Source organism: Streptomyces sp. NPDC031225 (assembly GCF_055570355.1).
The window spans coordinates 98,813-121,634 of record NZ_JBVIHJ010000006.1 but is presented as its reverse complement, the minus strand read 5'-3'; the positions used below and the strand labels follow the sequence as shown (position 1 = coordinate 121,634).

Annotated in this window: 21 protein-coding genes and 2 pseudogenes; 5 read left to right on the top strand and 18 right to left on the bottom strand. The window is 68.6% G+C overall.

The window, feature by feature from the left end; translation table 11 throughout:
- The first annotated feature begins 18 nt into the window (after positions 1–18).
- On the top strand, positions 19–1,572 hold the full coding sequence (locus ACZ48Z_RS12310; protein ID WP_468735755.1) for a hypothetical protein: 1,554 nt from the start codon (positions 19–21) through the stop codon (positions 1,570–1,572).
- A 585-nt stretch (positions 1,573–2,157) separates the two neighbouring features.
- Here the strand turns inward: ACZ48Z_RS12310 and ACZ48Z_RS12305 are convergent.
- Positions 2,158–2,877 carry a hypothetical protein gene (locus ACZ48Z_RS12305; protein ID WP_468735754.1) on the bottom strand — a complete coding sequence of 240 codons (720 nt, stop codon included), beginning with the start codon at positions 2,875–2,877 and terminating at the stop codon, positions 2,158–2,160.
- Between the two features lie 706 nt (positions 2,878–3,583).
- Between ACZ48Z_RS12305 and ACZ48Z_RS12300 the strand changes: the two are divergent.
- Positions 3,584–4,121 (top strand): annotated as a pseudogene (locus tag ACZ48Z_RS12300) (hypothetical protein); the annotation flags it as partial.
- A 598-nt stretch (positions 4,122–4,719) separates the two neighbouring features.
- Here ACZ48Z_RS12300 and ACZ48Z_RS12295 read toward each other — a convergent pair.
- The 8 genes from ACZ48Z_RS12295 to ACZ48Z_RS12260 form a co-directional block, all read right to left on the bottom strand.
- Positions 4,720–5,292 (bottom strand): hypothetical protein, encoded by a 573-nt coding sequence (locus tag ACZ48Z_RS12295; protein ID WP_468735753.1) that lies wholly within the window; start codon positions 5,290–5,292, stop codon positions 4,720–4,722.
- A gap of 107 nt (positions 5,293–5,399) precedes the next feature.
- Positions 5,400–6,152, bottom strand: coding sequence for an SDR family NAD(P)-dependent oxidoreductase (locus ACZ48Z_RS12290; protein WP_468735752.1), 753 nt, complete (start codon positions 6,150–6,152; stop codon positions 5,400–5,402).
- Entirely contained in the window at positions 6,149–7,114 is a 966-nt protein-coding gene (locus ACZ48Z_RS12285; protein ID WP_468735751.1) for a fumarylacetoacetate hydrolase family protein, read from the bottom strand. Before ACZ48Z_RS12285 ends, ACZ48Z_RS12290 begins: the two co-directional genes overlap by 4 nt.
- Positions 7,115–7,208: 94 nt before the next feature.
- Positions 7,209–8,159 (bottom strand): VOC family protein, encoded by a 951-nt coding sequence (locus ACZ48Z_RS12280; RefSeq protein WP_468735750.1) that lies wholly within the window; start codon positions 8,157–8,159, stop codon positions 7,209–7,211.
- A 10-nt stretch (positions 8,160–8,169) separates the two neighbouring features.
- Positions 8,170–9,195, bottom strand: a complete 1,026-nt coding sequence (locus ACZ48Z_RS12275; RefSeq protein ID WP_468735749.1) for an amidohydrolase family protein — start codon at positions 9,193–9,195, stop codon at positions 8,170–8,172.
- On the bottom strand, positions 9,192–10,340 hold the full coding sequence (locus ACZ48Z_RS12270; protein ID WP_468735748.1) for an FAD-dependent oxidoreductase: 1,149 nt from the start codon (positions 10,338–10,340) through the stop codon (positions 9,192–9,194). The genes ACZ48Z_RS12275 and ACZ48Z_RS12270 overlap by 4 nt, the downstream gene beginning before the upstream one ends.
- Before the next feature lie 104 nt (positions 10,341–10,444).
- Positions 10,445–11,422, bottom strand: a complete 978-nt coding sequence (locus ACZ48Z_RS12265; RefSeq protein ID WP_468735747.1) for a cyclase family protein — start codon at positions 11,420–11,422, stop codon at positions 10,445–10,447.
- Positions 11,419–12,396 (bottom strand): fumarylacetoacetate hydrolase family protein, encoded by a 978-nt coding sequence (locus ACZ48Z_RS12260; RefSeq protein WP_468735746.1) that lies wholly within the window; start codon positions 12,394–12,396, stop codon positions 11,419–11,421. The genes ACZ48Z_RS12265 and ACZ48Z_RS12260 overlap by 4 nt, the downstream gene beginning before the upstream one ends.
- 134 nt (positions 12,397–12,530) lie before the next feature.
- Between ACZ48Z_RS12260 and ACZ48Z_RS12255 the strand changes: the two genes are divergently transcribed.
- Together ACZ48Z_RS12255 and ACZ48Z_RS12250 are read left to right on the top strand one after the other, a co-directional pair.
- Positions 12,531–13,475, top strand: a complete 945-nt coding sequence (locus ACZ48Z_RS12255) for a LysR family transcriptional regulator (protein ID WP_468735745.1) — start codon at positions 12,531–12,533, stop codon at positions 13,473–13,475.
- Positions 13,476–13,591: 116 nt separating this feature from the next.
- Positions 13,592–14,884, top strand: coding sequence for an MFS transporter (locus ACZ48Z_RS12250; RefSeq protein ID WP_468735744.1), 1,293 nt, complete (start codon positions 13,592–13,594; stop codon positions 14,882–14,884).
- 273 nt (positions 14,885–15,157) lie between these two features.
- Here the strand turns inward: ACZ48Z_RS12250 and ACZ48Z_RS12245 are convergent, their stop codons facing one another.
- From ACZ48Z_RS12245 to ACZ48Z_RS12205, 9 genes and pseudogenes are all read right to left on the bottom strand, one after another.
- Positions 15,158–15,838: a hypothetical protein gene (locus ACZ48Z_RS12245; RefSeq protein WP_468735743.1), complete on the bottom strand. Its 681-nt coding sequence runs from the start codon at positions 15,836–15,838 to the stop codon at positions 15,158–15,160.
- Positions 15,839–16,340: 502 nt separating this feature from the next.
- Positions 16,341–17,120, bottom strand: a complete 780-nt coding sequence (locus ACZ48Z_RS12240; protein ID WP_468735742.1) for an alpha/beta fold hydrolase — start codon at positions 17,118–17,120, stop codon at positions 16,341–16,343.
- A 742-nt stretch (positions 17,121–17,862) separates the two neighbouring features.
- Positions 17,863–18,447 (bottom strand): VanZ family protein, encoded by a 585-nt coding sequence (locus ACZ48Z_RS12235; RefSeq protein WP_468735741.1) that lies wholly within the window; start codon positions 18,445–18,447, stop codon positions 17,863–17,865.
- A gap of 328 nt (positions 18,448–18,775) precedes the next feature.
- Positions 18,776–19,066, bottom strand: a complete 291-nt coding sequence (locus ACZ48Z_RS12230; RefSeq protein WP_468735740.1) for a hypothetical protein — start codon at positions 19,064–19,066, stop codon at positions 18,776–18,778.
- A gap of 441 nt (positions 19,067–19,507) precedes the next feature.
- Positions 19,508–19,867, bottom strand: a pseudogene (locus ACZ48Z_RS12225) (transposase); the annotation flags it as partial.
- Between the two features lie 61 nt (positions 19,868–19,928).
- Positions 19,929–20,861, bottom strand: a complete 933-nt coding sequence (locus ACZ48Z_RS12220) for an aldo/keto reductase (RefSeq protein ID WP_468735739.1) — start codon at positions 20,859–20,861, stop codon at positions 19,929–19,931.
- A gap of 18 nt (positions 20,862–20,879) precedes the next feature.
- Positions 20,880–21,254 carry an aldo-keto reductase family protein gene (locus ACZ48Z_RS12215; RefSeq protein WP_468735738.1) on the bottom strand — a complete coding sequence of 125 codons (375 nt, stop codon included), beginning with the start codon at positions 21,252–21,254 and terminating at the stop codon, positions 20,880–20,882.
- The gene (locus ACZ48Z_RS12210) at positions 21,251–21,406 is read right to left on the bottom strand and encodes a hypothetical protein (RefSeq protein ID WP_468735737.1); all 156 of its coding nucleotides are present in this window, start codon (positions 21,404–21,406) and stop codon (positions 21,251–21,253) included. Before ACZ48Z_RS12210 ends, ACZ48Z_RS12215 begins: the two co-directional genes overlap by 4 nt.
- Before the next feature lie 251 nt (positions 21,407–21,657).
- Positions 21,658–22,269 carry a thiamine pyrophosphate-dependent enzyme gene (locus ACZ48Z_RS12205; protein WP_468735736.1) on the bottom strand — a complete coding sequence of 204 codons (612 nt, stop codon included), beginning with the start codon at positions 22,267–22,269 and terminating at the stop codon, positions 21,658–21,660.
- 183 nt (positions 22,270–22,452) lie between these two features.
- Here ACZ48Z_RS12205 and ACZ48Z_RS12200 point away from each other — a divergent pair, with 183 nt between their 5' ends.
- Positions 22,453–22,809, top strand: coding sequence for a PRC-barrel domain-containing protein (locus ACZ48Z_RS12200; RefSeq protein WP_468735735.1), 357 nt, complete (start codon positions 22,453–22,455; stop codon positions 22,807–22,809).
- Positions 22,810–22,822 lie beyond the last annotated feature (13 nt).

Below are 22,822 nucleotides of genomic sequence, written 5' to 3'. Positions count from 1 at the left end.
CGTCAGAAAGGAAGAGTCATGAGCCGAGGTGAAGAGGAAGAAACGGACGAGCCGCGCGAGGGGGACCAGCACGCAGTGCCGGAAGAACCGCTGGATCTCAGAAAGCCGGAATCCGCCGGGGAGCCGTCCGGGCCGGTGCCACGCCACGCGGTGGTCATCTCCGGAGACGGCTCGGCCACCATCGACGGAGAACCCGTACCGGTCGCGGACGGAGAGTCGGTCGACACCGCGATCCTCGACAGACTGCAGGGATACGCACGTGACCTGAGCGTCGGCGTGACGGCGACCATCTCCGATCCCTCCGCGGGATACGTGGCGTTCGTCGAGGTCGCCCCGGACGGTTCGAGCAGCCTTCTGGAGCAGCAGGAGACGCAGGAACAGCAGGATGTCCCGCCCGAATCCGCCGAAGAGGGGGTAGGAGCGGCGCCCTTCGGACCTGTAGCGGTATACGGCCTTGGCGAAGCCGACGAGGATGAAGTCGAAGGCAACGAGGACGAAGCCGAAGCCGACGATCTCGACGACGCCGACTCCGCCGACAACCATGAAGACGACGACGAGGGTCGCGGCGAAGGCGTCGGCGTCGGTGTCGAGGCGTACCCGCGTGAGCAGCAGCGTCGGCCCACCGCGCCACCCTCGCCTGTCGTCCGCCTCGCTCCGAAGGCGGCCCCGAGGAACGGAACGCGTCAGTCGGACGATGAGTACAAGTCGCCCGGTCTGCTCCACAAACCCCTGGTCGTCGGACCGGTGGCCTTGAGTGTGGCCGCCCTCGTCGTCGTTCCATTGGTGATCCTGGGCAGCAGCGCACCCGACGACGGAGGGCGCCAGAAGCAAGCCGGCCGTTCGAGCGCCGAGACAGGGACCCCTCTGGCCGAGGACACGCCATCGGCCACCTCCTCGGCCGTACACGCACTGCCGAGCGTGACAGCCGCCTCACCGTCGGCCAAGCCGAAAGCCTCGAAGAGGGTGAAGGCTCCGAAGAGCGAAGGAGCAGCCGGAAGAGGGGTAGGAGCCGGGGGCGGGGGCGGGGTCACCGTCACTGTGACCGCGAAGCCACCGCGGGCCACCGTGACCGCGAAGCCCGCGCAGGACACCGCCGCCACCGCGGTGAACCGGCTCCACCGGAGCGACCCGTCCGGGCGGCACATCTGCTACCGCGCGTACCTCTCCGGGCAGGGCTGGCAGAAGCCCGTGTGTGACGGCACGCTCGCCGGAACGACGAGCGGGACCCATCCGATCCAAGCCCTCAACATCGCGGTGTACGGCGGAGCCGGCTCGGCCGCCAACGCCTTCATCCACGATGCCAAGTCGACCAGCGGCCAGGGCAAGTGGAAACCAGATTGGACGGCCGTCATCGCCGACGGCAAGAACAACTACATCGGCAGTACGAAGTCGGGCGCCCCCTACATGACGGGCTTCGCCATCAACATCGGCAGCGGACAGGTCTGCCGGACAACCAAGGTCCACGGCTACGACTGGGGCAGCGCGGACTGCACCCAGCCGCGCCCCGGCTACATCTTCGGGGGGACCGTGGAGAACACGCGCTGGCTCGAGGCCGTCAAGTTCTGGGTGTGATGCGGTGAGCAGATCGACGTCCTTCGAATCGGGCTGCACCGGGGTCGACGGAAGACGCGCCATGACTTCAGTCGTGCGATTCCGCGCTCGGTCGGTGCCCGGGTCGCGGACAGCGCGCGGCTGACGGCCTGTTGGGGGTTGGACATCACGGCCGGGCGCCCTTCCGAGGGCTGTCGTCGCCCAAAGATCGGCTGCCATACAGGCGCGGTCGGCGAGGGTTGCGGTGGGCTGGAGTTCGCAGATGACGACGGTGCTTGTGGCGGAAGCCAGCCCGACTGTCGCCGACCCCTCGCGCTCGGCGAAGCTGCCACCGATTCGGACGTAGCTGGGGCCGGCCTTGCGCCGGGTGCGCAGCAGGCCGGATGCGCGGTTGGCGAGCAGATGGGTGACAGCAGCGGCGCTGGCATGAGTGGCGCCGACGGAGACGCCGAGGCCAGCGGTGCGACGGGTGACGGTGTCGTATCGGCGCAGGTGCACCAGGCCGGCAAGGTCCGAATCGTCTGCCGTCTTCTGTTTCCGCAGCTCAGAGGCTACTCACTGTGCTGGGGAACCTGGCCGGAGGGTGATTCGGCAGCCCGTGATCCGCTAGGCCGTCGAGACATGGAAGTTCATGACGTCGATCTTGCTGATCGCACGCCAGTCGTCCGCGCTGTATCCGTCCCAGTCCTTCGCCATGCGGTCGGCCGGGAACTTCGCGGCCTGCTCGGAACCGACGAGGACGAGCAGGTAGGTCTCGCTGATTCCCTCGACGCCGGGATAGCCGACCGGGTGGTTGTCGTCCTCCCAACAGCCGCTGGCTGTGAGGCTGACGGGTGTGCCCGGATAGTAGCGGCCGCTTCCTGGGTGGCCGAACTCGTCTTTCGAATCGGGGTCGGGACGGGTGACCAGGTAGAGAACCTGGCCCGCCGGGATGTTGAGGCTCATCCGCCCCTTCACGCTGATTTCAGGGCTCCTTGCCGGGCCGCCCACCTGCGTGTAGACACGGGGCGCCTCGAGGTTCGCGAAGAGCGTCTCGTTGTAGCGCTGTGACGGTGGCTGATTCCAGGAGTCGGCGAGCCGTTGCAGATCGCACGGGTCTTCTATCTCAACCTTGGTCGAGACGCGTGAGGCTACCGAAGAGGGGGGCGGTGGTTCCTTGGCATCACCGCCCTGAGCGAACAAGGCTCCGGCGCTGGCGGCGGCTACGGCAGCCAGTGCGCCGATGGACGCGATCAGGATCCTGGTCCTGTTATCCCTCTTGTCGGCCTCGCCCTGCGGTTCGTGGCTCGTGGTGTCATCATCGGAGCCTGAGTCAGTGCTTGTCACTTTCGTACCCCTTGTGCAGAAGTCCGTAATATCAGCGTTTTGCATGTCCGGTAAGGGAGTGTTGGAGTGACAGGGGGGCGCGCCATGGCCCGGACGCGCGCTGGTTGGCCAACTTCTGCGTAACCCGGGTGATTGATGGTGGATCTGATTCCTGATCGGCCGTCTGAACCCAACTGCGCCGATTGAGGAGTGCTCGGCCCACTCGGCAGGGGGACGAGGGAATGTCTGCTCTCAGTCACACGGCCCCAAGTGGGTCTTCCGCTGCGTGAGCGCCTGGCGAATGGCAAGGGGGTAGCTTGATGGCGGTGCGAAGGCCGCGTCCTTCAATGTGACGACGCAGCGCCCGGCGTTGGGGACCACTTTGGGGACCACTTTCGTGTAGTTCGCGAAACTCTGCCAGAGGCGGCATCGATGGCAGGGCCTGTCGGTGGGTTGGTGCTTGTCGAGGGCCCTGTGCATGTCCGCCCCCGCTGCTGCGCCTTCAGCAGTCCTTGCGTCTGTTTGCCGGGTGCCGCGCCGGCACTGGCTACCGCAGTGCTCAACGTCTGCCCGGAGGTGGTCAGTTTGCGACTGTGGTCGCCTTCCTGGGCAGCGATCGACATCGTGACGGACCCGCCCCGCACGCCATCGTCACTTGCGTGCGGAGGTCTCAACGGAGCTGACACAGTACGGCTCTTGGAGCGTGGAGCTACTGCAGGTTCCTGCTATGAAACGGGGCAAAGGGATCGAGAACCCCGAGTCGCGCTTCTCTGCGGTGCTGCTGGCAGCAGCAAAGCTTCCTGGTGTGCGTATCGACAGGGAGGCGCACCTCTGGAGTGTGCTGGCTCGCCACCGCTCCGAAGGCGTCCTTCGAAGGGCGACAGAGGAGACCCCCGCTGCTGCGGGCATCACTGTCGAGGTTCTCGATGAGTTGGCCAACGACTCCATCCGATTCGAAACCGGAAGAGTCAGCGCTCTCTCCGCCGCTGCCGGGGTGCCCGGCATCTTCGCCCTTCCGGCCACTGTGCCCGCAGATGTGGCCCAGTACTTCGGTCACATGGTGCGTATAGCCCAGAGACTCGCATACCTCTACAGCTGGCCCAATCTGTTTTTCCGACGAGGGCGATGACGTCGATGACGCGACCATGGGGGTGCTCATGCTGTTCTTCGGCGTGCTGTTCGGCGCCCCGTCGGCGAACGCCGCTGTGGGGAAGGTCGCCGGGATGATGGCGGAGCAAGTCGCCAAGAAGCTGCCCCAGAAGGCACCGGAATCGGCGACCTGAACTGCTGCTGACACAGACGCCGCGGCCGCCGCACGTATGGAAGAGCCTGAACTGGTTCCGCTGAACCGGGGCACCGCCGCAAGCACGGACGACACCGGTCCCGCTGATAGCCCAAGGCCGTACCGAGCGTGGCCGCAGCGTCTCGGGCGCCCGCAGCCGCATGGACGACGGCCCCTTCGAGTCGTGTCGGGCCTACACGATTCTGTAGCACCGCGGCCTCGACCACCCGGTCCAGAACACTGATCATGCCGCGTGCGACCGGGAGGCGGGGCCCGCGCGGGCGCGGGCTCGCCCGGGAGACCTTCGTTGACGCTCCACGGCTGCGGAGCTCAGGACGACCTCGACTCCGTCATCGTCGGCCGACGCCGGCAGCGCCTGTCGTGCCGGATGCGCAAGCTCCTGGATCCCGTGGCGGGACGCGCCAGCCTGGCGGTCCCGACTCGTGGGCCCCCTGCGGATCCTGCCGCCCTGCACCAGGCTCGGGCTTGATCCGGTGGGCGGCGACGACGTAGCGGCTGTTCGCGTCAGGTCAACCCGTGCGGCGGACAGGTCATTTGAAGCTGCGGAGTGGTCCTGGCACTCAGCAGGCGAACGCTTCGGTCAGGCGTACCCGGTAGCCGTCCTCTTCCATCAGCACGACGGTGACGCCGAACGGGGAAGGGTGGTCCAGCTCAAGCGGGATGAAGGAGAAGTCCACTGCGGCCCGGATCGGCGGCACCAGCTCGCCGCCTGGCTGCGGCGCCGGGGCCGGCCCCCAGTCGGGGGCAACCGACGCCCAGTCCTCGGCACTGCGCGCCAGGAGCTGCTCGGTGTAGGGAAACTGGTGCAGGACGTGCCCGTCGGGCGTGGCGAGAACCATGTTCAGGCACGGCGCCGGACCGACGACCGGCAGCTCGCAGGCGGTGGCGACATCGTGGGTCTCCCAGACGAGGACGACCTCGTCCGCGCCGGCGGCCGCGGCGATGTTCGCGAGTTCCGCGATCCCGGTGAGCGCGTCCTGCCCGACCTTGATCGGGCGGACCCAGATCATCCCGACCAACTCGCCCCGCACCAGCGGCATGATGAACGGGCGCGGCACCGCGCCCTCGCCCAGCCCAGCGGTATACGCCTGCTTCGCCACACCGACCAGTGCGTCCCACACCCGCGCTTCCACGCACGCCCCTCCGTCTGCCGATTCCGACCACCGCACCCTGACACAGGGGGTGAGGTGGTGTCAGCAGAATGATCAGCCCGGCGCCTGAAGGCACCATAGTTGGAGGCTCAGTCGGAGGCCGGCCGCAGGGCGTCGGAGATGGACTTGGCGCCGCCGTGTGCGGTGAAGCCGCCGTCGACGGGGATCTCGGCGCCGGTGATGAAGGAGGCGTCGTCGGAGAGGAGGAAGACCACCAGCGGGGTGATCTCGTCGACGGTGCCGGTGCGGGCCAGCGGCGTCTGGCGGATGTTCGCCTCGCGGAAGGCGGGCACGGCGGAGGCGGTCATCTCGGTCTCGATGAAGCCGGGATGGACGGTGTTCACGCGGATGCCCCGCGGGCCCAGCTCGACACAGGCCGCCTTCGACAGGCCGCGCAGCGCCCACTTGCTGGCCGTGTACGCGACCGGGTAGTGCCCGGTGAGCCCGGCTGAGGAGCCGACGTTGACGATCGACGAGCCCGGAGGCATCAGCGGAGCCAGGTGCTGCATGGCAAGGAGCGGGCCGGTGACGTTGACCGCCTGGACGCGGGCGAAGTCCTCGGGCGTGACTTCGTGGAGCCGCGCGCGCCAGGTGATGCCGGCGTTGTTGACCAGGCCGTGGACCTCTCCGTACTGGCGACGCAGCCCTTCGGCGAGCGCCGCCCACTCCTTCGGCTCCGTGACGTCCAGACACAGACAGCCCGGAGCCTGAGTCACATCGGTGGCGACGACCACCGCCCCCGCCCGGGTCAGCGCCTCGGCCTCGGCCGCGCCCTGCCCGCGCGCGGCTCCGGTGACGACGACGACCTTGCCGTCCAGCCTGTTCGCGGCCCCGCGGTTCACGGGCGCAGCCGCGGGCGCTTGCGGGCCCGGGGGATCGGTACCGGTCCGGCGCCGGGCACGACGGTGTTGGAGACGGTGCCGATGCCCTCGACGGTGAGGGTGACGGTGTCGCCGGGCTTGAGTGATGGGGGTTCCTGTCGGCCGCGTACGCCCCACAGTTCGGCCAGGCAGCCGCCGTTGCCGCAGGTGCCGGAGCCGAGCACATCACCGGGACGGACGTATGTGCCGCGCGAGGCGTAGGCGACCATCTCCTCGAAGGTCCAGCTCATGTTGGACAGCAGGTCCTCGCCGACCACCTCGCCGTTCACCGAAGCGGTCAGCGCCAGCCGCAGGAAACCGTCGGTGTCCCGGTACGGCTCCAGCTCGTCGGCGGTGACCAGGTAGGGGCCGAGGGTGGCGGCGGTGTCCTTGCCCTTGCAGGGGCCCAACCCCACCCTCATCTCGGCGGATTGGAGGTCGCGGGCGGACCAGTCGTTGAAGACCGTGTAGCCGATGATGTGGTCGCGGGCCTGCTCGGGTGTGAGGTCGCGGCCCTCGCGGCCGATGACGGCGGCGACTTCGAGTTCGAAGTCCAGGACCGAGGAGCCGGGCGGCACGGGCACGTCGTCGTGGGCGCCGATGACGGCGTACGGATTGGTGAAGTAGAAGGTCGGCGCGTCGTACCAGGCGTCCGGGACCCCCGCCGCGTTGTCGATGCTGCGCCGTACGCCCTCGACGTGTTCCTCGAAGGTGACGAAGTCCCGTACGGACGGCGGCTGGAGAGGCGGCAGCAGCCGCACCTGCGAGACATGCGGGCCGCCCGGCACGGCCGGCGTGGCGTTGCCCGCCTCACGCAGGGCCGCGGGGCCCGCCCGGAGCAGGTCGAGCAGCGAGGCGCGGCCGGGGAAGGGGTGGAGGGTGCCGTCGTCATTCACGGTGGCGACGCTGCGGCGGCCGTGGTGTTCGTACGTGGCGAAGCGCATGGCATTCCTGGGTGTGGCGTAGGAGTGGGCCGGGGGAGCGGGGGAGTCAGGGCATGGATCATGGACCGTTCCGTGCCCCCGGAACCGAGGGCGATCAGACCGGCGGGGCGACGAAGACACCGCGGTCGACGTCGTTGAAGGACTCCTTGGCGACCAGCTCGTTCATCGGGTTCGCCGTACCCCACTGGTCGGTGACCTCGGGCCGGGAGAAGTCGTAGACGTGCGGATGCCAGGTGTCCTCGTCGAGCTCTTCCAACTCCGTTGTGTACTCGACCGTGTTGCCGTGCGGGTCGAGGAAGTACGTGAAGGTGTTGTCGCCTGCCATGTGCCGGCCCGGCCCCCAGACCTTGCGGGCACCGGAGCGCATCACTCGCCCCGAGCCGCGCATGTACTCGTCCAGGCCGCGCATCTCGAACGAGACGTGGTGCAGGGAGGTGTGCGGGCCCTTGGCGAGGGCCATCGAGTGGTGCTGGTTGCTGATCCGCATGAAGTGCATGACCTCGCCCATGTGCGGGGAGCTGAGCGTGTCGGACAGCCGGAAGCCGAGGTGGCGCTCGTACCAGGCGCGGGTGGCGTCCAGGTCGGGGGAGTTGAGGACGACGTGCGAGAGGCGGACCGGGATGGCCTCCTTCTCCTCGATACGCCGGTGCCGCCGGGCCTCGACTTCCGCCGAGACCTCGATGGTGCGGCCGTCGCCGTCGAAGAAGCGGAAGCCGTAGCCCCCGCCGGGGGTGTCGACCTTGCCCGGCTGTGAGATCAACTGCACTCCGTCTGCGAGGAGTTGCTCGGCAAGCGTGTCCACGTCGACGGCCGACGCGGCGCCGTAGGACACGAGGTCGAGCCGCTTCTCGTCTGCCTTGCGCAGCCGTACGACGTACTGCTCGGGGCTGCCCTCCGCCGCCAGGAAGGAGATGCCCGAGTCCTCGGCGACCTTGGTCAGGCCCCAGACTCCGGCGTAGAAGTCGAGCTGCTTGTCGTAGTCGGGCACGGCGAGGTCGACGTGCCGCAGGTGGGTGAGCAGGCGGTTGGGCAGGTCGTTGGTCATGTCTGGCTCCTCAGGAGAGGCGCAGCAGCGCTGCCGCGTTGCCGCCGCGTACGGCGTGGAAGTGGGGGTCGGGCAGGTCCGTGGCGGCGCGCAGCGCGCCGACCGGGTCCTCGGTGCCCATGTCGAAGGGGAAGTCCGAGCCGAGCAGGACACGGTCGGGGCCGGCCACCCGGATCAGTTCGCGCAGGACGTGCGGGTCGTGGACGAGCGAGTCGAAGTACAGCCGCTTGAGGTAGCTGCTCGGCTCGGACGCGCAGCCCCGCGTGTCCGGTCTGGCCCGCCAGGCGTGGTCGGAGCGGCCGATGTGGGTGGGCAGGTAGCCGCCACCGTGTGCGGCGATCACCTTCAGGCCGGGGTGGCGGTCCAGCACCCCGGAGAAGATGAGGTGGGAGAGCGCGACGGCGTTCTCGGTGGGCTGGCCGACCGTGTTGGACAGGTACCAGCGGTCCAGGCGCTCGTCGAGCGTGCAGCCGAAGGGGTGCAGGAAGAGCAGCGCCCCGGTCGTCTCGGCGAGCGCCCAGAACGTCTCGTACGCCGGGTCCGAAAGCTCGCGCCCGGGCGCGTGGCTGGAGATCTCCACTCCGCGCAGGCCCAGGCCGAGGGCGTGGTCGAGGGCCTCGACGGCGAGGTCCGGGTGCTGGAGCGGGACGAGGCCCAGTCCGTGAAGCCGGTCGGGGGCCTGGGCGACGTGGGCGGCGGTGCCGGCGTTGGCCAGCTCCCACACCGTGCGGGCAAGGTCCTCGTCGGCCCAGTAGTGGTAGTGCGACGGGGACGGCGAGACCAGTTGGACGTCGACGCCGGAGGCGTCCATCGCGGTGAGCCGGGCCTTGACGTCCGTCAGTCGAGGGATACGGTCGCGGACCATCGGGCCGCTGACGGCGAGCGCCTCGGGGCCGTTGCGGCGGGCGTCGAGACTGCGGGCGGCGGCCAGCCCGGGGTGTCCGGCGACGGCCTCCTCGACCTGCGGCAGCAGGACATGCGCGTGGACGTCGATGGTGGGGGTTGCCGGGGCCCCCAAGGTGTCCGGGGTCGTCACGGGGTCTCCTTCAGGGCGGACATCGTGCGGCCGATCAGGCCGGGCACGTCGGCGTCACGGACGCCGTCCAGCTGCCACTGGCCGAGCTGCACCGAGGCCTCGACGACCATGCGGACACGGTCGATGCGGCGCTCGTGGTAGCGGGTCAGCAGGTCGTCGAGGGAGCCGGGGGAATCCCACGACTCCTCCGCGCTCAGCAACTCGGCCAGTACGGAGGCGTCCTCCAGCGACATGGCCGCGCCCTGCGCGAGGGTGGGCGGGCAGGCGTGGGCGGCGTCGCCGACCAGCACGACCCGGCCGCGGTGCCAGGAACCCTCGACGAGCAACCGGTCGAACCAGGTGTAGTTGACCTTGGCCGGGTCGGTGATGCTCGCGGCGATCTCGGGCCAGACGCCGCCGTACGGGGCTGCCAGGCGCCGCATCTCGTCCGCGTACGAGGCCGGGTCGATGGAGGCGCGGTCGCGGTTGGCCTCGACGAGATAGGCGTAGATGGTGTTCTCGCTGGTGGGGCAGTGGCCGGCGATGTAGCAGGGCCCGCCGAAGACCAGGTCCGTGCGCTCCACACTCGCCGGGCGGGGTGCCGCGACGCGCCAGATGGCCATGCCGGTCGGCTCGGGCTTCTCGCCGATCCCGATCATCGCGCGGGTCAGTGAGTTGAGACCGTCGGCCGCGATGACGAGGTCGTAGCGGCCCTCGCTGCCGTCGCTGAAGCGGGCGGAGACGCCTGTCTCGTCCTGGACCAGCTCGTCGGCGGTGGTACCGAGACGGACCGCCGCACCACTGGCCCGGACCGCCTCGCACAGGATCTCCTGGAGCCGGGGCCGCTGCATGCCGATGGTCGCGGGCAGATCCTCCCCGCCGGTACGGATGTCCTGCTGGACGTGGAACACGTGGCCGTCGGGCGCGGCCAGGCCCACCGAGTCGAAGGCGTAGCCGCTCTCCTGGACCTTGTCCCACACGCCCAGCTCGCGCAGCACGCGCAGCGCGTTGCCCTGGAGGGTGATGCCGGAACCGAGGACGTTCCAGTCGGGCTTGGCCTCGATCAGGTCCACGGCAATGCCCGCTCGCCGCAGCAGCACGGTCACGGCGTTGCCGGAGGCGCCGCCGCCGATGACGAGGACGGTGCGGGGGCGGGGGTCGGTCATGAGGTCTCCCTGCGGTGGGGCCGCGCGGCTTCGAGCGGCAGGGGTGGTGGTGCGGGCCGGATGGGTGTGGCTGTCGGGGCGGCCCACTCGGCCGGTCCGGGGCGTTACTTGACGGCGATCGGGTTCACGGGGGAGCCGACGGCGCCGGTGATGGGCAGTGGCGCGGCGGTGAGCCAGAACTCGTAGCGCCCGTCGGCCGCGCAGTGGTCGGCGAGGGCGTCGAGGTCCCACATCTCGCCGATGAGCAGGCCCATGTTGGGGATGGCGACCTGGTGCAGCGGCTGGAAGGCGTGGTCGAACTCGTTGGGCCGGACCTCGAAACCCCAGGTGTCGGTGGCGATCCCGGCGATCTCACTGCCGTGCAGCCAGCCGGCGGTGGTGAAACTCAGGCCGGGCGAGGGACCGCCCGCGTACTCGCCCCAGCCGTCGCGCTTGGCGCGGGCCAGCCGTCCGGTGCGGACGAGGACGAGGTCGCCGCGGCCGACGGTGACGCCGTGCGCCGCGGCGCTGGCGGTCAGGTGTTCCTCGGTGATGGCGAAGCCGTCGGGCAGTTCGCCGTTACGGCCGACGACCAGGCCCACATCGAGGAGGACGCCCCGCCCGGCCACGTACGGCGCCATGTGCTCGATGCCCGTGACGAGGTCGCCGTCGGAGGTGACGACCTTCTCGGCGGCCCGCCCGTTCCATGCCTTGCCGTGGTCGAAGATGTGGCCGAGGCCGTCCCACTGGGTGGAGCACTGCAGCGGCATCGCGATCACGTCGTCGGCACCGCCGATGCCGTGCGGGAAACCCTGGTTGCCCAGGGCGGCGTCGGTGCCGGTGTCGAGCATGGTGTGCACCGGATTCGTACGGCGGCGCCAGCCCTTCTGCGGGCCGTTCATGTCGAAGCGCTGGGAGAGCGAGAAGCTGACGCCGTCGCGGACGAGGGCCGCGCCCTCGCGGCGCTTTTCGGCGTTCAGGAAGTTGAGCGTGCCGAGGACGTCGTCCTCACCCCAACGGCCCCAGTTGGAGTACGCCTTGGCGGCCTCGGCGATCGCACCCTCGGCGTCCTTTGCATCAGGCACAGTCGTGCGGTCGATCACGGTGCCACCTCCGCGACACAGTGGGTGCGCTGGGCACCGAGTCCTGTGACAGAGCCGTCCATCACGTCGCCGTCGCGCAGCAGCCGACCCCAGTGCATGCCGTTCCCGGCCGGGCTGCCGGTCAACACCAGGTCGCCGGGCAGGAGTTGGGCGGTCTCGGAGATGTAGGAGACCATCCGCGCCACGCCGAAGATCATGTCCTTGGTGGACTCGTCCTGCATGGTCTCGCCGTTGAGCTTCAGGGTGACCCGCAGGTCGGACGGGTCGGCGATGGACCCGGCCGGGACGATCCAGGGGCCGAGCGGGGTGAAACCGGGCGCGTTCTTGCAGCGCAGCCAGTCGGTGCCGATGGCGGGCATGTCCCGGCGGAAGACGGTGGACCGGTCGGTGAGGTCGTTGGCGATGGTGTAGCCCGCGACGTGTTGAAGGGCCTCCTCCACCGTGACCCGGTGGGTGGGGCGGGAGATCACCGCTGCCAGCTCCAGCTCCCAGTCGGGCTTCTTGGCCCAGGAGGGCAGTACGACATCGTCGTAGGGGCCTGTGATCGTGGTCGGCAGGCCGATGAAGACGTATGGGAGGTCCTCGGCGGCCCGCTTGTCCATGATTGCCGCGATCTCGGCGCGGGCCTCCTCGACAGTGCGCGGGTCGTCCGGGGCGCGGTGCGCGACCTCCAGGTCGATCACGTGCTGCCGGTAGTTGGCGCCGGACTGGAAGATCTGCCGGGGCTCGACGGGCGCGTGCACATTCAGGCCGTCGAGCGACAGCCAGTCACCGGCAGGATCGCTCGCGAGGCCGTGCAGGCGCGGCAGTTCCTCGTCCCAGCGCTCCAGGAGCGCGAGGGTGGTCGTACGCAGGTCCTGCACCCTGCCGTCCGGGAGCACCAGTCCTGCGGACGGGGTCCTGCCCGGGGCGGAGAAGGTGCCGAGGGCGAAGGGGCCGGTGAAGAGGGGCGCCGACGTGGCTGCGGATTTCACGGAGATGTCCTCCCGATTGCGATGTCACCAATCTGGCGCGTAAATTGCGATCGGGGAAATCGATTCCTTGGATGATCCAAATCCAGGCCGCGAATACCCGGGGCTCAGTTTCTACTCCGCACGGGGGGCATCTCGTGAACCTGGCCAGCCTTGACCTCAACCTCGTCGTCGCCCTGCGCGCCCTCCTGGAGGAGCGCAACGTCACCAGAGCCGGCCGACGCATCGGCCTCAGCCAGCCCGCGATGAGCGCCGCACTGGCACGGCTGCGCCGTCACTTCGACGACGACCTGCTCTCCCGGGTCGGCGGACGCTACGAACTGACCGCCCTCGGCCTTGCCCTCCTCGACCGCACCGCCACCGCCTGCGACCTGCTCGAACGGGTCTTCACCAGCCAGGCCGAGTTCGACCCCGCCCACGAAGAGCACGAGTTCACGCTGATCTCCTCCGACTACGCGGTGGCCGTCTTCGGCGCCGAACTCGCCCGTACGGTGCATGCCGAGGCACCAGGCATCCGGCTCCGGTTCAAACAGGCCCCGCCGGACATCACAGAGAACACCGCTGCGCTGCTCAGCACCGCCGACGGCCTATTGCTGCCGCACGGCATCATCAGCGACTTTCCCACCGTGGAGCTCTACCGGGACCGCTGGGTCTACCTCGTCGCCGACGACAATCCCGAGGTCGGCGAGCACCTCACCCTCGACGACCTGGCCCGGCTGCCGTGGGTGACGTACCAGCGCACGTACGACGCGCCCGCCGCCCGCCAGATCGGCATGCTCGGCATCGAGCCGCGCGTCGAGGTCTCCGTCGACAGCTTCCAGCTGATGCCCCTCCTGGTTGCCGGGACGCGGCGGGTGGCCCTCATCCAGGGGCATCTCGCCGACCGGCTCGACGGACTTGTCCCGGTACGGGTCGTGGAACCGCCCTACGACGCCGTGCCGCTCCGGGAAGCCCTGTGGTGGCATCCGGTCCACACGCACGACGCGGCGCACATCTGGCTGCGGGAGACGGCGGCACGGGTCGCGGCGACCATCCACGGCAAGGATGATCGCGATCCGGCAGATCGATCGGACAGAGGCTAGGCAGGGCTGGGCCGTTCACTCATAGTCGACCCCAGTTCCTGCGCACGCTCCCCTTCTCGGGGTGTCTGTTCCCCGGTGGCGTGCCCGCCCCTCGCCTCGCCACGTGGAGTTCCCGCATGCCCGCTTCCGTGCCACCGCCATCGTCCCCGCCCGCTTACGCGGAACCGGTGGCGCCGCCCGGCGCCATCCTTCCGACCTCCGGCACCGCGCACCGGTTGCGCGTCGCTCTCCTCATGGCCGGCAGCTGTCTGCCGATCCTCGGGGCCGTCCTGATCGCCCCCGTGCTGCCCAAGATGCAGGACCACTTCGCCGACGTGCCAGGCGCGGGCGCCCTGGTCCCGATGGCCCTCACCGTCCCGGCCCTGGCGCTGGGCCTGCTGGCCCCCTTCGCGGGCGTCATCGTCGACCGGCTCGGCCGCAAGCGGCTGCTGATCGTCGCGACCGTGCTGTACGCGATCTTCGGCACCGCCCCGCTGTGGCTGGAGTCGCTGGGCGCCATCGTGGCCAGCCGCGCCCTGGTCGGTATCGCCGAGGCCGCCATCATGACCTGCTGCACCACGCTGATCGGCGACTACTACAGCGGTCGGGTACGGGACCGCTACCTCGCCCTCCAGACCATGTGCGCCTCCGCCTCCGCGACCGCCTTCTTCGTCATCGGCGGTGCCGCGGGCTCGGCCGGCTGGCGGACCCCGTTCTGGATCTACGCCGTCGCCCTGCTCATCGCCCCGCTGATGGCCATCGGGTTGCCGAAGCCGAGCGCTGCCGCCAGTGCCGCCGGTGCCGCCGCGGAGGACGGGGGGAGCACGGACACCACGGTCGCACTGAAGCGCTCCTTCCCCTTCCGGCGACTGGCCGGGATCTGCGGGCTCACCGTGTTCGGGGCCCTCGTCTTCTACACCGTCCCGGTGGAGATGTCCTACCTGCTGGACGACCTCGGCGTGACCGCGACCAGCGTGATCGGGCTGGCCACGGCCATCGCCAGCGCCGCCACCATGGCCGGCGCGATCACCTTCGCCAAGCTGCGGGGCGCCCCGGGGCCACGGCTGCCACTCGTCTTCGCCCTGTGCGCGGCCGGGTTCGCGGTGATGTGGCTAGCGGACAGCACGCCTGTGCTGATCGTCGGTGCCGTACTCAACTGCCTCGGCACCGGTCTCCTGCTGCCCTCCCTGCTCACCATCGCCATGTCCAAGCTGGACTTCGCAGACCGTGGCCGTGGCACCGGGCTGTGGACCGCGTCCTTCTTCATCGGCCAGTTCATCTGCCCCCTGGTGCTGATCGCGGCCAAGGCCGCCCTCGGCACCCTGGCCGCCGCCGTCGGCCTGCTCGGCCTGGCCTCGGCCGTCGTTGCGGCAGGCCTCTTCCTGACCGCTCGGCGCAGGGCCGCGGACGTCGCACCGCTGCCCCAGTAGGAGGATGCCGCCCGCGACGGGCGAGTCGAGGGCGGCGCTGTCCGGTACGGACCAGGTCCAGGCAGTGAGGCCGGTCTGCAGAGCAGAGGGAAGACGACCTGATGCGCGGCTTCCAGGGCCTGATCGTATTTGTCCGTGTTGCGACGACTCCTTGAACCCAAGCCGTTCAGAAGGGCCGCAAGAGTCGTTCGAAGCCACCTCCGCTGCCTACGGGTGACTGGGACGCAGTGATGACCGGCGTCCCAGTCACCCGTAGGCAGCTGCTCGTTTGCATCAGGTGTTGGTGTTGTCGGCCAGTGGGTAGCCGATCTCAACGATGTCCTTCGTCAGGGCGTCCAGCGTGATCTGGGGGTTCAAGGCCGCAACCACCTCGGTCGTCAAAGGATGCAGCGCAAGCACGTGCTGAACGGCCGGGAGGTGCACCGGGCTTTCGTAGTAGTCCTCGGCGAAGTGCTGGAACGCTTCCGGAGACCGGTCGGTCAGAAGTGAGAACAGGTACTCGGAGCCGTCCGGATCGCTGACACCGTCGTCAGGAAACTCGATCGGCCCCGTCTTCCAAGCTTCATCGCCCAGCTCCCGCCATGCGCAGGCGGTGACGGCGGGCATGCCGTCCTCGTCTGCGAATGCGGGCTCTTCGACGCAGGAACGGAAGACCTCCGGGACGTCGTCCAGCACGCCGGGCCAGGGACCGTCGTTGGCATAGGGACTCATGTGTGATTCATGGGCGAAGCCACGGATGTAGGCACCGGCGGCCGAGAAGACGATGGAGAACTCGTCGCCCGATCCGTTGCGCATCGAGGCCATCTCTTCTCCGTCGGACCAGTGTGCGTCGAAGGAGTAGTACCGATCGGCCCATTCCGGACTGAGTATCGCTTCGAGCATCGCCAACGAGCGGCAGTGATCGCGAAGCGCGGGAATCTCGGGCAGTCGCCGAGCGACATCGTGGATGGTCACATCTGCATCCAACAGCAGAGGTCTGACAGTCATGGCCGACGCGGAGTGTCGGCGACTCGGCGCAGGAGGGTGCCGATCGGGCTGCCGCGTCTCCTGGTCTCCGAGGTCTGCCGTTGGGACCGCAGTACCTGGACAAGATCGGAACTTCCGAAACTTGCCTACACATGACCGGGACCCAGCTGCGGATGCCGGCGACGCGCTGTACCGGCTCGCGGATGTGCGTGCCGCCGATCGCCCTGGTGATGGTGGACCGCTCCAGGCCATAGAGCTCCGCGAGGGCGGCGTGCGGGATCTGGTGACGCAGGTGGACCGAGGTGACCAACACCCGGTCCGTGAACACGAGGTCGTGACTCGGCCCGGCCAACTCCTCGATCAAACCGCCAAGATGTGCGTGGGAGATGGCGGCGAAGGCAGGATGGGACAAGGCCGCACGGGCCCATTCCTTCGTCATCACACATGAGGAACCCGCGCGGCTCCCTCCACGTTGCGGGCCGCCTTGGCGCTATTGCTGGACGTGGTCCGAGAGCGCCGCCGCGGTGGCGCGGGCGAAGCCTTCCGGGTTGTCCAGCATGATGTTGTGCCCGCAGTCCGGGACCGAGACCACGGCCACCCCGGCTTCGGTGAGCACATCGGTGCCCGGGAGCGGGCCGTCGGCCTCGGGCAGCAAGTAGGTGCGGGGGATTTTCAGGTCCAGCAGAAGCTCACGCATGGTGGGGGCGGTGCCGCGGGTGAGGTGCACCGCGCTGCGATGCAGGGCTTCCCGGCCTGCCAGACGCATCGTGGACCACCAGTGGGAACCAACCCGGTCTCGGATCTCCTCCCAGCCGCCCGCCAGGAACTCCTCCTCGGAGTAGGCGGCGATGCCGCTGCTGCCCGCCGAGCCGAGTGCGGGCGGGATCGGGTCAAGGTTGGCGTCGACCAGGACCAGGCGGGAGACCAGCTGAGGGTGCCGGGCGGCCAGGACGATGGCCACCGAGCCACCCATACTGTGCGCGATCAGCTCGGCGCCCACGACACCCGCGCTGGTCAGGGCCGCGGCGAGGGCATCGGCGTGGGATTCCAGGGTGTAGTCGAAGCCCGTCGGCCGGTCACTGATGCCGTGCCCGAGCAAGTCGATCAGCAGCGAACGACGTCCGGCGAGCAGAGGATGAACCGCAACCTCCGCGAAGTAGGCCGGCGACGTGGCGCCCAGACCATGGACGTAGACGCGGGACGGCTCCTGTCCCGGCAGTTCGACCCAGCGGATCTGGCCCCCCTCGGGCGTCACGGCGGCGTTGCGCACAGTCTGCTCTCCTCCACTCCAGATCGACGGAGAGACGAGAGTAGCCACCGAGCCTCGGTGCACCATCACCACCACTGGACGTTGCGCGGGCACCAGAAGCCACGAGCCTCGATCAAGAAACCCCACCCGACTTCGTTCACAACGTCGTTACTCGTCAGGAGAGGGTCAGCGATCTCCTCCCAGGAGAATCCTTGCTCCCTGGCCGTGCGCGCGGCGCTCTCTGCCACGCCTCGACGTTCCCCAGCAAGAGCGTGGCCGCGTAGGCGGCCAGAAGAGGGCGCGCGGGCCCGCTGCCCGAAACCGAGTTCCCGGTCAAGTCAGCAAAGGCCACACCCTTATCGCTGCGACGCGAGTTTGGGCGCGCTGGCCCTGCTGGTCGCGGCCGCCGCGAGCGCTCTGGTCTGACAGCCCGCGCCCCCTCCGGCCTCGCCGCCCAACGGCAGAGACGGGAGTGGGCGCAGGACCGGACAGCCCAGCCCCGCATACCTGGAAGGGAGTTCGACGTGCACGACACCCTCACTGCGGCGACCTGTCCGTACGCGGCCGACTCGCCTCTGGCCTACTGACCTGTGTCATCGAAGGCTGAGCGTTCTCACTGAACCTTGAGCGGCAAGCCGCGACAGGGACCAGGTTTAGAGTTCGGGCTGTCGTCTCCGTCGGCGTGAGCCCCTTGATTCGAGGTCTCTGTTCGCCGAGGAGTTCCTTCCCGGATGCCTTCTTGTCGATGGCCGCCAGCACACCATCATGCGGATCTCCCGCTCACCTCCCCGCGTTCCCGGCCCGTTCCTCCCGCGGGGAGCGGGCTTCTGCCGGCACGCCACCAGCGGCGTGACGCCAGTGCGGCCAGGCCGGTGCCGGCGGTGTTGAGCAGAATGTCGTCCACGGACGACACCCGGTCCAGCTGCAGCACGTACTGCGCTGTCTCGACCAGCACCGAGCAGCCGGCCCCGAGCGCGAGAACCCGCCATACCGATGTCAGCGCCGCGAACCGCAGCGGGCCAAGGAACCCCAGCGCCGCGAACACCAGCAGGTTGCCGACGATCTGGCCCGTGTCCATTGTGAGCAGGTCCCGCAGCGGCACCAGGGTCACGACCGCCCCGTCCTCGTCGCCCGGCAGAAGGATCAACCAGACCGACGGCACTGTTCCATAGACGATGCCGACCTCGGCGAGCGACATGCGCCACGCCCTCGACGTCCTGGCACCGGCGAGCCTCCGCCAGTGGGTCAGAGCCCACGCCGCCAGCGCCGCCAACGGCAGTGCGCCCACCGTGAGGAGCACCACGCCGGTGAACGTACCGACCCAGCCGTGCCACCCTTCGAGACGCACCCTGCCACCCCTGCTCCTATCCGGTTGTCACCAGCAGTCTTACCGGCGGCACATATCGGCGGCGTATGGATCGGCGGTTGATGCCGTAACGAACAAGATCATCGCAATGGCAGACCCTGAGCTCAGCGCCGCTCGAGGTTCAGTGAGAACGCTCAACGTTCGATGAGACAGGACACCTGGACACGACGATCCGGCAAACGATCAGCTGCAGCAACAACGTGCACCGACGGAACTCGATGAGCAGTTGTGATGTCTGAGGTTGCGGTGGGTATTCCCGCGCTCGCTGTGATCACTTCCAGGTGTCTGGGTCCAACGGCAGCCCCTGGAATCACTGCGCAGTCTCGTCGTCGAGCTCGTCCAGGTCATCGTAGAAGAGAGGGTTGAACCAGGCGCGGGATGACCTGGGCACGGCGAGGAGCAGGAGGCCAGGTATCACCCCAAAGAACACGGTCGCCACGAACCGGGCCCCGCTGTTGCCCTGCCACAGGCCGAGGACTGTCGCACCAGGAAAAAGAGCAAAGAGCACTGCGAAGAGTGCACGAGGTTCACCCGCGCCGATCGCGACCACGATCCCGACTACGCCAGGGACGACGGCAAACAGGCCCACCCAAACGATCATGAAAATGACTGGGAGTGGCGGCCTTCGTTTCTGCGAGGCCGTGTTCGAAGAGGGCATAATGCGTAATCTGCCCTCTGGTCCTGGGCGGGGCGAGGCCCTTGGGCTCTCTCTCACGCAACCCGCACAGACGGCACAGCCGACCGCATCGCTCCGGTCCTCGCAGACGGGCTCCAGCAGGCCTTCGCGCTTGCTGATGCCCGGCACCACTGCTCGCCCGGTGTTCTCGTCCACCTCGGTGCGGGGCCGGCGAGACGTTCTCCAGCACGGTGAAGCCCTGCCACGTGTGATACGGCCCGAGCTTGCGCGCGGTGGCGAACTCGCCGCACAACAACCCGCCAAGGCGATCTCACTGCAGGAGAGCTACACCCGTCACGTTTCAGCGTCCCACCGACACAATCACCCGTCCCGCAGGTCAACTCTGACTGTTATTCATGGACAGGTCCCTGCGGCGCCAGAGTTCTGACGCTGCACACCAGCGGAGACCGTGCCCTTCTTGAGGGACCCCGTGTCATTGATGATCACCACTCCCGCGAGGTCCCCGAGTCTCTCGGCGACATACTGCTGCATGTCATGGCGTACCTCGTCAGGATTCCAGCACCTTCGGCCCAGGAGGTGCTGCAGCCCCGCAGGAGTCCGGTGGCCGGCTTGCTCAGGCAGCTACCGGCTGTTCTTCCGCCCCGCCGGGCCGATCAGGCCGTGAACACGGGCGTGCAACCACCGCCGCAGTTCCCCCCGACCGAACCGGTGGCCATTCCGCACGAGCACATCTTCCCGTTCCGTGGACCAGGCAGCGGGCTGCACATCATCTTGCGCGACAAGCGCAACGGCCTACCGCGCCCGAGGTCACGAACTCCCTCCAATATCAGGGCACCTTGTATCCGGCGGCGCGGAACAGTTCGTACCATTCGGATCGGGTGAGCGGGATGTCTGAACCGAGCGCGGCGGCCGTGACTCGTTCCGGCGTGGTCGTGCCGAGCACGACCTGCATCTGCGCGGGATGGCGCGTGATCCAGGCGACTGCGATCGCCTCGGGCGGCACGCCGTACTTGTCGCACAGCCGGTCGATCACTGCGTTCAGCTCGGGGAAGCGTTCGGAACCGAGGAACGGGCCGTCGAAGAATCCGGCCTGGAAGGGCGACCACGCCTGGATGGTGATGTCGTGCAGGCGGCAGTAGTCGACGATTCCGTCGTCACGTACGACCGACTGATCGAGGTCCTGCATGTTCGCGGCGACGCCCTGCGCGATCATCGGGGCGTGAGTGATCGACAGCTGCAGCTGGTTCGCCACGAGCGGCTGTGTCACGTGCTTGCGCAGCAGGTCGAGTTGCCGGGGGGTCTGGTTGGAGACGCCGAAGGCACGTACTTTGCCTGCCGCCGACAACTCGTCGAAGGCGCGGGCCACCTCTTCCGGCTCGACGAGGGCGTCGGGTCGGTGCAGCAGCAGGATGTCGAGATAGTCCGTGCCCAGGGCCTGGAGCGAACCGTTCACGGACTCGATGATGTGGTCGTGGGAGAAGTCGAAGTACGGCCCCTCCCTGACGATGCCGGCCTTGGACTGAATGACGAACTGCTCACGCTCCGACGAGCTGAGTTTCATGGCTTCAGCGAACCGACGCTCGCAACCGTGGTAGTCCGAGCCGTAGACGTCGGCGTGATCGAGGAACGTGATGCCGGCATCGCGCGCGGTGTTCACGAGCCTGCGCACCGCGTCGTCGGGCATGTCCTGGATGCGCATCAGCCCCAGGACGACGTTGGGGACCACCATGTCGGTGCCGGGCAGGGTGAAGGTTTTCATGTGACTCTTTCGCTGTGACTAGAACGTGTCAGACGGAAGAAGTGCGAACTGGTCGGCTGTGAGCTCGAGATCGGCCGTGGAGGCGCCGATGATTGCGGAGCGCGAGTCCCCGGGGATCGGAATGACGGCGGGCGAGGGCGCGAGTCCCCGGGCGTGCATGACTCGGTGAACACTGGTGCCCATCTCGTCGGCGGCCGGCCGGATCGCGTTGTGATGTTCTGCGAGGCTCTTCGCGTTTTCGATACGGCCGAGTTTGGTGCAGCGTTCGAGGTCTTCCCGGCTGGAGCGGAAGGCGGGGGAGAGCTGGTCCCGCACCGACACGAGCCGCCCGCCGAGCCGTTCTCGGGCTACGTCGATTTGTGCGATGCCGGCGCGTGAGGTGCCGGCCATCATGACGACACCGTCGTCGAGTAACTCCCGTATTCCCCGCACCGGTACGGCGGGGTCGGACGGTGGAACTGGTAGGGGCCGATCGCGTCAACGCCGATCCGGTCGGTGGGGCAGGTCGAGCAGGCGGTCCGGTCGCCCAGGATGGGATGCTGCACGAGTTTCCTCCTCCCTGACGCCTTCGCGAGTGCGCGGTGCAGTGCGACGTCGCGTGTTCACTCTAGAAATGGCCGATCTGGAAATCCAACACCTATTGGTTCTGATATTGAGAACTGTGGGATGTGAATGGATCTGTGCCGGATGGCGTGCGTGCGATCGCTTTGGGTGGCCGACCGACGGGCGGGCAGGGCGTCGGCACGGGATGCGGCGGCGGCAGAGTGCTGAGGGACGGGGCTCCTCCCGGGTCCACTCACCCTGGATGCGATGACGACCGCCCGTGCGGCCGGGTCTCGGCTGCACGGGCGGTCGTCTGCGGGCGCGGGGCCGTCTCAGAGGTGCTGTTCGGTGGCGCGGGTGCGGTGGTACTCGTCCTGGCGTTCGTCGGTGATGTACGCCGGGATGGGGAAATCCCACCAGCCAGGGACCCAGGGACCCAGGGACCCAGGGACCCAGGGACCCAGGGGCCCGCGGCGTCGCGGTCCGTGGGAAGCTCGATCACGGCGGGCGCCCCGGACTGGACCGCCTTGCGCAGCGTCGGCTCCAGGGACGCGGCGTCGTTGACCTTCCACGACTCGATCCCGAAGGCCCGCCCCATGGCAGCGAAGTCGGGGCTGTAGGGCGAGCCGTCGGGGTGGGAGAACTCGGTGCCGATGTGACGCGAGGTCTGTTTGCGCCGGCCGCCGCGGATCGACATGTGGCCCGCGTTGTTCTGGATCACGAAGATCACCGGTGCGCCGGCGGTGACGCTCAGGGCGATCTCCTGGGAGGTCATGAGGAAGTCGCCGTCGCCGAGGACGCAGACGACCGGGCTTTCCGGTCGGGCGAGCTTGGCGCCGACGGCCGCCGGGATGGTCCAGCCCATGGAGGAGAAGCCGCCGGACCGACCGGGGGCAAGGCCCCCAAGATGCTTCGACAGGTATTGGTGGGGTACCGCCACGGCACCAGTCCGAGCCAACCTGCGACTGGAGGTGTCACCAGGGCTGGTACGGGCACTCCGAGAAGTGTCCTCTTCGGGGTACACCGCCGCGCGAAGGGAAACCCAAGGATGATCCAGAGTGCGGATATCCGTGAGTGGCGCACTCACGACGTCGTCGACGCGGACGGCCACAAGATCGGTACGCTGGAGGCCGTCTACGTGGCCACCAGCACCGACGAGCCCGCTATGGCCACCGTCCAGGTCGGGCTGCCTACCCGCCGCCACCTGGTCTTCGTCCCGTTGAACGGCGCGATCGTGGGGCCGGGCTACGTCAAGGTCGACTACGACCGGTCGCTGGTGAAGAAGTGCCCGGCGATCGGCACCGACGATGTGCTGCCCGCGGAGGACGAGGAGGCGGTGTTCACGCACTATGGCCTGCCCTACCAACCCGGCGCGAATGGTGAGCGGCAGCTTGCCCGCCGCTGACCCCTGAGGAGGT

Excerpts from the sequence above, each read along its gene's own strand:
- ACZ48Z_RS12310 (WP_468735755.1), top strand. The coding sequence starts at position 19 with ATGAGCCGAGGTGAAGAGGAAGAAACGGACGAGCCGCGCGAGGGGGAC.
- ACZ48Z_RS12250 (WP_468735744.1), top strand. The coding sequence starts at position 13,592 with ATGCCCGCTTCCGTGCCACCGCCATCGTCCCCGCCCGCTTACGCGGAA.
- ACZ48Z_RS12280 (WP_468735750.1), bottom strand. The coding sequence starts at position 8,159 with ATGACCAACGACCTGCCCAACCGCCTGCTCACCCACCTGCGGCACGTC.
- ACZ48Z_RS12285 (WP_468735751.1), bottom strand. The coding sequence starts at position 7,114 with ATGCGCTTCGCCACGTACGAACACCACGGCCGCCGCAGCGTCGCCACC.
- ACZ48Z_RS12200 (WP_468735735.1), top strand. The coding sequence starts at position 22,453 with ATGATCCAGAGTGCGGATATCCGTGAGTGGCGCACTCACGACGTCGTC.
- ACZ48Z_RS12215 (WP_468735738.1), bottom strand. The coding sequence starts at position 21,254 with ATGATGGCCGGCACCTCACGCGCCGGCATCGCACAAATCGACGTAGCC.
- ACZ48Z_RS12220 (WP_468735739.1), bottom strand. The coding sequence starts at position 20,861 with ATGAAAACCTTCACCCTGCCCGGCACCGACATGGTGGTCCCCAACGTC.
- ACZ48Z_RS12230 (WP_468735740.1), bottom strand. The coding sequence starts at position 19,066 with ATGATCGTTTGGGTGGGCCTGTTTGCCGTCGTCCCTGGCGTAGTCGGG.
- ACZ48Z_RS12205 (WP_468735736.1), bottom strand. The coding sequence starts at position 22,269 with ATGGGCTGGACCATCCCGGCGGCCGTCGGCGCCAAGCTCGCCCGACCG.
- ACZ48Z_RS12270 (WP_468735748.1), bottom strand. The coding sequence starts at position 10,340 with ATGACCGACCCCCGCCCCCGCACCGTCCTCGTCATCGGCGGCGGCGCC.